We start from the raw sequence: 248 nt of genomic DNA on the forward strand, positions 1-248 counted from the left end.
GCAATGACATTTCGGGTGCGTCCTAGCGCCTGAAGTTGGGGCTCAAGCATTCCGCTGATCTCACCACGCGGCGACATCAGCAGTTGCGGGGTCGCCAAGTACTCATCCAGCCCTATGGGAGCAGCCAATACTATTTGTCTGGGATCAAAGAGCGCCACAAAGCCTTCTTCATAGAGAATTTGACAAGGCTCTCGCAACTGCAGCTCTGGCAGCAATGCCGCTAGCACCACTTCCGCATCGCCCGACTG

1 protein-coding gene is annotated in these 248 nt (G+C 56.0%); it reads right to left on the reverse strand.

Annotated features, from left to right (window positions below):
* On the reverse strand, nucleotides 1-248 hold a 248-nt coding region (locus KMS84_RS40485), incomplete at both ends, for a type 2 periplasmic-binding domain-containing protein (protein WP_256921648.1).

Source organism: Streptomyces hilarionis, assembly GCF_024539675.1.
In the GTDB taxonomy this organism is placed as follows: domain Bacteria; phylum Actinomycetota; class Actinomycetes; order Streptomycetales; family Streptomycetaceae; genus Streptomyces; species Streptomyces hilarionis.